At 42.8% G+C, this 6398-nt stretch carries 5 protein-coding genes and 4 tRNA genes; 6 read left to right on the top strand and 3 right to left on the bottom strand.

The genetic code is table 11. From position 1 onward, the window contains the following. Positions 1-735 precede the first annotated feature (735 nt). Positions 736-2076, bottom strand: a complete 1341-nt coding sequence (gene pssA / locus R7M72_RS23820) for a CDP-diacylglycerol--serine O-phosphatidyltransferase (protein WP_025998545.1) — start codon at positions 2074-2076, stop codon at positions 736-738. A 71-nt stretch (positions 2077-2147) separates the two neighbouring features. Continuing rightward, positions 2148-2579 (bottom strand): GNAT family N-acetyltransferase, encoded by a 432-nt coding sequence (locus R7M72_RS23815; protein ID WP_025768994.1) that lies wholly within the window; start codon positions 2577-2579, stop codon positions 2148-2150. A gap of 101 nt (positions 2580-2680) precedes the next feature. Between R7M72_RS23815 and murB the strand changes: the two genes are divergently transcribed. Together murB and birA are read left to right on the top strand one after the other, a co-directional pair. Next, positions 2681-3724, top strand: a complete 1044-nt coding sequence (gene murB / locus R7M72_RS23810) for a UDP-N-acetylmuramate dehydrogenase (RefSeq protein WP_025768995.1) — start codon at positions 2681-2683, stop codon at positions 3722-3724. Beyond that, entirely contained in the window at positions 3721-4686 is a 966-nt protein-coding gene (gene birA, locus R7M72_RS23805; protein WP_017821965.1) for a bifunctional biotin--[acetyl-CoA-carboxylase] ligase/biotin operon repressor BirA, read from the top strand. Before murB ends, birA begins: the two co-directional genes overlap by 4 nt. A 7-nt stretch (positions 4687-4693) precedes the next feature. Here the strand turns inward: birA and coaA are convergent, their stop codons facing one another. Beyond that, positions 4694-5617: a type I pantothenate kinase gene (gene coaA, locus R7M72_RS23800; RefSeq protein ID WP_318056347.1), complete on the bottom strand. Its 924-nt coding sequence runs from the start codon at positions 5615-5617 to the stop codon at positions 4694-4696. Positions 5618-5822: 205 nt separating this feature from the next. On the opposite strand from coaA, the gene R7M72_RS23795 reads away from it, so the two are divergent. From R7M72_RS23795 to R7M72_RS23780, 4 genes are all read left to right on the top strand, one after another. Further along, positions 5823-5898, top strand: a tRNA-Thr gene (locus tag R7M72_RS23795). 36 nt (positions 5899-5934) lie between these two features. After that, positions 5935-6019: transfer RNA gene (locus R7M72_RS23790), tRNA-Tyr, on the top strand. Positions 6020-6054: 35 nt separating this feature from the next. After that, positions 6055-6129, top strand: a tRNA-Gly gene (locus R7M72_RS23785). A gap of 13 nt (positions 6130-6142) precedes the next feature. Then, positions 6143-6218 (top strand) — tRNA-Thr (locus R7M72_RS23780). The last annotated feature ends 180 nt before the right edge of the window (positions 6219-6398 follow it).

The following is a 6398-nucleotide window of genomic DNA, read 5'->3' as shown; positions in this document are numbered from 1 at the left end:
AGTTGGTTAGAATACCGGCCTGTCACGCCGGGGGTCGCGGGTTCGAGTCCCGTCCACTCCGCCACTTATATTAAGCCTCGGTCGAAAGACTGGGGCTTTTTTCGTTTCTACTGCGGCGTTTCCCTGAAGTGTGTTTACACCTAACTAGACTACTCCCCATAATCCCTACTAAGCGAACTCTGCGTGATTACACACTAGGCTTTAATTAATTATAGGCCGGTGATGCTGTGGAAAGACAATATGACCTACGAACAAGCCTAAGTAATCTATGGTATTCAAAGGCGTTCAACGGCTTGAATCTTGATGAGAAAGAAAAAACGAGCTGTGCGCATAATCCAGAAAAGCGTCATATATACCCCAATCTCTCCTGGCTCAAAAATCAAACGACTTGAAAAGAATTGGAAGGTGAAAGATTGAAGGAGCTCTTCATTAGCGAGGTGATGATTTTCGACGCTGAACATTTGATGAGTCTCAGAAAAAATATATCGCCAAGGGGTAAGAAGCGCCAAAACAGAGAGGGGTAGCTTAGCTCGAGGCTGTAAGCTATGCGGAATACTCACAAACGTCAAAGCTCAAATCCATTAAGAGAATCGCTCTAGATCTAAGTGGTTATGTGCTCACTAGCGGTACTAGAAAATAGTTAAGTATTCCAAATGGATTATATGAAAAAGCCAACTGCTAAAGCGGTTGGCTTAGTATAAAAATCTCGACGTACTTTAGAGCGAGAAATGATGTCTAAAGAATACGTTTTAAAACACCATCTGCCTTTAGGCGGGTGATTTTTCTGACCAGTCGCTGTACCCCTATAGGATAGTCTTCTACTTTCTCTAATTGCTTATAAGTACAGATAAGGTGAGTATGCTCAAGAATACGCGAAACTTCGTCTTCAAACTTCCCAGTGAGCTTCGCATAATTGTCTTGTATGAGTAGCCCATTTTCTAGGTCGAGTGACCAAGCACGTGGATTTAGGTTATTCCCAGTAAGTAGCATATAGCGTTTATCAACCCAAATACCCTTAAGGTGGAAGCTGTTATTGTCATGCTTCCATAGGTGAATTGACAATTTACGTGCGGCGATATTCGCTTCATTGGCTTTCGCAAAGCGACGCAAATTCACTTCGTAAAGATATGGAAGTCCGCCAATGGTTTTAAAGTCTTCCTCAGGTGCAATGTAAAAGTCGTTGGCGGTTTTATCACCCACAACAATAGTTACTTTCACACCACGCTTCATGGCTCGTTTCACTTCACGATGAAGTGCTTTAGGGAAGTTAAAGTAAGGCGTACAAATGAAAATTTCGTCTTGGGCTGCTGCCAATAACTTTACAATCTGTTGATTGAGCAGATTACGGCGTTTGCCTAGCCCAACTAACGGAGTGACTTTTACACTTTCTTCTGTTGCAGCTTGGTCTTCAAACTTATAGTTGGCTTGAGCAAGAGAAGCCCTCAGTTGGCGAATCGCCGACTTTATTTCTTTGGTTTCTGGCTTATCTTTTCCTGCAAGATCATTAACGGCAGGGTGAGCAATCATTTCTTCCTGAATGAATTGCACCATTGAATTCGCTAAAGATTCATGTCGAATCATATGGTAACGATCAAATCGATAACGTTCATGATAATGGAGATAAACGTTATTTAAGCTCGCCCCACTGTAGATAACAGTATCATCGACAATGAAGCCTTTTAAATGCAGTACCCCAAAAACTTCTCTGCCACGCACTGGTATGCCATAGACAGGGATTGGGTGTTGGTATTTGCTGGCATATGCTTTGTAAAGCGCTGAATTACCCTCAGATGTCTCCGCACCAATCAGGCCACGCTGCGCTCGATGCCAGTCGACACAGATATTGATGTCCAACCCAGGATTGCGCTGTTTCGCTTCATAAAGCGCAGTGAGAATTTCACGTCCAGCTTCATCATCTTCCAGATATAGAGCGACTAGGTAAATTCGCGACGTTGCTTTGCTGATAGCATCTAAAAGACGGGTTCTGAATGATTCTGCTGAATACAGAACATCAAAGTCTTCCGGATTGACAGCGAGACTTGGCAACTGTTCGAATGGATTCCTACTTACTATCATATCGGTATGAGTACCTTAGTTTAGTGCAATATTGCGAACCTGCCATTTTATCAAAGATATGATTTACCTGGCTACAAAAGCACGCGTTTTGATGTCGTTGAAGAGATGAATTGCATTGGAATGAGATCTTTACCGCTATCTACATAACGTTGAAATGCCATTTTTAGCGGGTGTGGTAGCTCAGAGCAATCAATTGTTGTGAATCCATGCTTGGAATAATAGGATTCGAGATGTGTAAACGCGAAGCAATAATCGCCATCAGTGAAAACATTTTTTTTACAATGAGTTAGTAGTTCTTTTCCAATCCCTGTTCCCCTAACTTTCGGAATGACCAACATTCCTGTCAATAGACGAACTTTATCTACACTTTTTAAACGTAGTAACGCAATGATTTCACCTTTATGGCTTGCTGTAATGATCAATTCATCTTTTTTGGCTCGACCCGCAGGGTAATACGCTTTGTATAGTTTCTTAATGAGGGGGAGCTTGATGGGATTTAACACTTCTATGATTAATGAGTCTGGTATTGTCACTGCGGTTAAAAGATAACTAATGTAGAATGTCGACAGTTTAAGAGAATCTTATCTGGTGTTGCAAACCTACTATGCAAATTAAAACAAATGCGAGCCTAAAGGCTTACCATACTTTTGGAATTGAACAATCGTGTTCCTATTTAGCTATCGTTGAGTCGCTTGAAGATGTTATTGAGCTATTTCAAAACCCAAGATTCACCCATTTACCGAAACTTTTTTTAGGTAAAGGAAGTAATGTTCTTTTTACAGAACATTTTGAGGGATTAGTGATTGTTAATCGAATCATGGGTAAAGAAGTCACGGAAACGGATGAGCACTACCTATTACATATTGCCGGTGGTGAAGATTGGCCTGAATTGGTTTCCTGGTGTGTGAATCAGGGGATCGGTGGGATCGAGAACTTAGCTTTGATTCCAGGTTGTGCTGGCTCGGCTCCTATTCAGAACATTGGTGCGTATGGCCTAGAGCTAAAAGACATCTGTGATTATGTAGATGTTCTTGATCTAACTACGTTTGAAAACAAAAGAATGCACGCCCAAGACTGTGAGTTTGCCTATAGGGATTCCATATTTAAACATGCGTTGCACGGAAAGTGCTTTATCACCGCATTAGGGCTTAAGTTGGCGAAGCAATGGCAGCCGATTAACCAGTACGGTCCTTTACAAAGTATCCCAGAAGAACAACTCAGCCCTGCTTCTATCTTCGAACGAGTATGCCAAGTGCGAAAGGCAAAACTGCCAGATCCAACCAAGATAGGTAACGCAGGTAGTTTCTTTAAAAACCCAGTGATCACGCAAGATCACTATGATCGACTCACAAAAAAATACCCTAACGTAGTGGCCTACCCAGCTTCTGGAGGAATGAAAATTGCTGCTGGTTGGCTTATCGATCAGTGTGGATTAAAAGGGAAGTCTGTACACGGTGCGCAGGTCAACCCTATGCAAGCTTTGGTTTTGACCAACATGGATAATTGTAGTGCTGATGACATTGTCGCGCTTGCTTATTTAGTGAAGCAGACGGTATGGGATAAATACCAAATCATACTTGAGCATGAAGTACGCTTTCTCAATCGTACCGGGGAGACGAATTTGACTCAGATCGAGGCATCTAGATGAGAAAAGATCACTCTACGAAACTTCATATTTTAAGGTTATTAAGTGATGGAGAGTTTCATTCAGGAGAAGCGTTGGGCGACGATCTTAATGTTTCCAGAGCGGCAATCGCTAAGCACATTAAAGGTCTTAGTGAATGGGGTATTGATATTTATCGAGTGCAAGGGCGCGGTTACCAATTAGCCTCACCATTGCAGTTGTTAGACGAGACTCTCCTTACCACTAGCTCGGAGTCACTTGTTGAACTCGTCCCTGTGATTGACTCAACGAATCAATATTTGCTCGACAGAGTCGCGGATTCGGAAAAGGGCCGTGTTTGTATTGCTGAATATCAAGCACAAGGGCGTGGTCGCCGCGGTAGACAATGGGTCTCACCGTTTGGCTCTAACTTATATCTCTCTATGTATTGGCGACTGGATGCAGGAATGGCTGCGGCAATGGGCTTGAGCTTGGTGATTGGGATTGCCGCAGTGGAAGCTTTGGAAGAAGTAGGCATGCAAGGTGTTAAACTCAAGTGGCCGAATGACTTGTATTATCAAGATAAAAAACTGGCCGGAATCTTGGTTGAAATGTCGGGTCAGGCCGGTGGGGCTGCTCATCTAGTGATTGGGATGGGCCTGAATATTGGAATGCCTGACGACCAGCCTGAGATTGACCAGCCATGGACCACGTTGAACCAAGTAAATCAGAGTCTCAAGATCGATAGAAATGTTCTAGCAATGACACTTATCAAGCATTGGAATTCCGCACTTGTCGAATATGAAATGAAAGGACTTACTGGCTTTATCGAACGTTGGAATCGGTTAGACAATTTCCTTAATCGTCAGGTCAAACTGCTTATTGGTCCTAGAGAGGTATATGGCGTCGTTCGAGGCATCGATCATCAAGGTGGAATATTAATCGAAACCTCCCAAGGACTAGAGACTTATATTGGTGGTGAAATCTCGTTGCGTAAAAGTGACTAATCTTCGATTACTTTCGCAACGAGACTTTATCAACTAAGTGGTTAACGCCTTTGTGTAGAATCAAGTGGGCTCTCTCACGAGTTGGAAGAATATTCAATTCTAAATTGAGCCCATTAATATCATGCCAAATTTGCTTCGCTTTTTTCTTTGCGTCATCGACAGAGAGTTGTGTGTAGTGGCTAAAATAAGAGCCTGGTTTCGTAAAGGCCCCTTGGCGAAAATTTAAAAAGCGTTCTACATACCAATGTTCAATGGTCTCTGTTTCTGCATCGACATAAATTGAAAAATCTAAAAAGTCAGAGACGAAGACACGATGCGGGTCATGTGGATAGTCCATTCCACTTTGCAGAACGTTTAAACCTTCAATAATAAGAACATCCGGTCTATCCACTTTTCTTAGTTCATCAGTAATGTCATACGTGATGTGAGAGTAGATGGGTACTTCAAGATCGGGCTTTCCTGCCTTTACGTCAGACATGAACTCGACTAAGCGCTTGATATCATAGGATTCTGGGAAGCCTTTACGATGCATGATACCGCGTTCTTCTAGTACTTTTTTCGGATATAGGAAGCCATCTGTTGTAACCAAGGACACTTTGGGATGATTCTCCCAACGAGAAAGCAATGCCGTTAGAATACGAGCAGTCGTACTTTTGCCTACAGCAACACTGCCAGCGATACCAATTACGAAAGGGGGAGCATGTTCCTCTGTATTTAAGAATTGTTGTAATACGGAATTGCGGCTTTGACGAGCCTGGACATACAGATTCAAAAGACGAGACAAAGGAAGGTAGATCTCTACCGCTTCCTCCATGGTTAGGTTTTCATTAATGCCCTGAAGCGCAGTCAAGTCGTCTTCAGAAAGTGTCATCGGTACAGAGTTTCTTAACTCGGCCCAATTTGCACGGTCAAATGACAAAAATGGACTCATGGGTCTCGTTTATCCTTGGTTTAATAGAAGCAAGAACATACATCAAGCGAACTTCAAAGCAAACGACAAAGGTCGAAGTTTACTTTAAAAAAGCTAAGTTTGTACGAATTTGCAGCAAACGAATCTAAAAAATCGAAATTTATGATTTTTTTTCAAATTACTATTGCAACCTAGAAAATCATTCAATAGAATGCGCACCACTTATGCCGACTTAGCTCAGTAGGTAGAGCAACTGACTTGTAATCAGTAGGTCACCAGTTCGATTCCGGTAGTCGGCACCATTCTTTCCTTTAGTAGTCTGAATGGCTTGAAAATTTGGAGGGGTTCCCGAGTGGCCAAAGGGAGCAGACTGTAAATCTGCCGGCACTGCCTTCGATGGTTCGAATCCGTCCCCCTCCACCATATTCTTTAGGAAATAGCTCTCAGAGTTACGTGTTGCGGGCATCGTATAATGGCTATTACCTCAGCCTTCCAAGCTGATGATGCGGGTTCGATTCCCGCTGCCCGCTCCACTCTAATTTGAGTGCTGATATAGCTCAGGTGGTAGAGCGCATCCTTGGTAAGGATGAGGTCGGCAGTTCGAGTCTGCCTATCAGCACCAGCTCTCAAGTTTATTTCCTTTTGATATTAGATTTACCAATTATCTTTTTTTGGTTGCGTGGTCAATTTGGGCCACCTAAATCCGTACCTAGAGGGACCACTCATGTCTAAAGAAAAATTTGAACGTACGAAACCGCACGTTAACGTTGGTACTATCGGCCACGTTGACCACGGTAAAACA

This window comes from Vibrio sp. YT-18, assembly GCF_033337345.1.
Lineage (GTDB): Bacteria > Pseudomonadota > Gammaproteobacteria > Enterobacterales > Vibrionaceae > Vibrio > Vibrio alginolyticus.
Note: the sequence above shows the minus strand (reverse complement) of the source record. Positions and strands in the feature narration are given on the sequence as shown.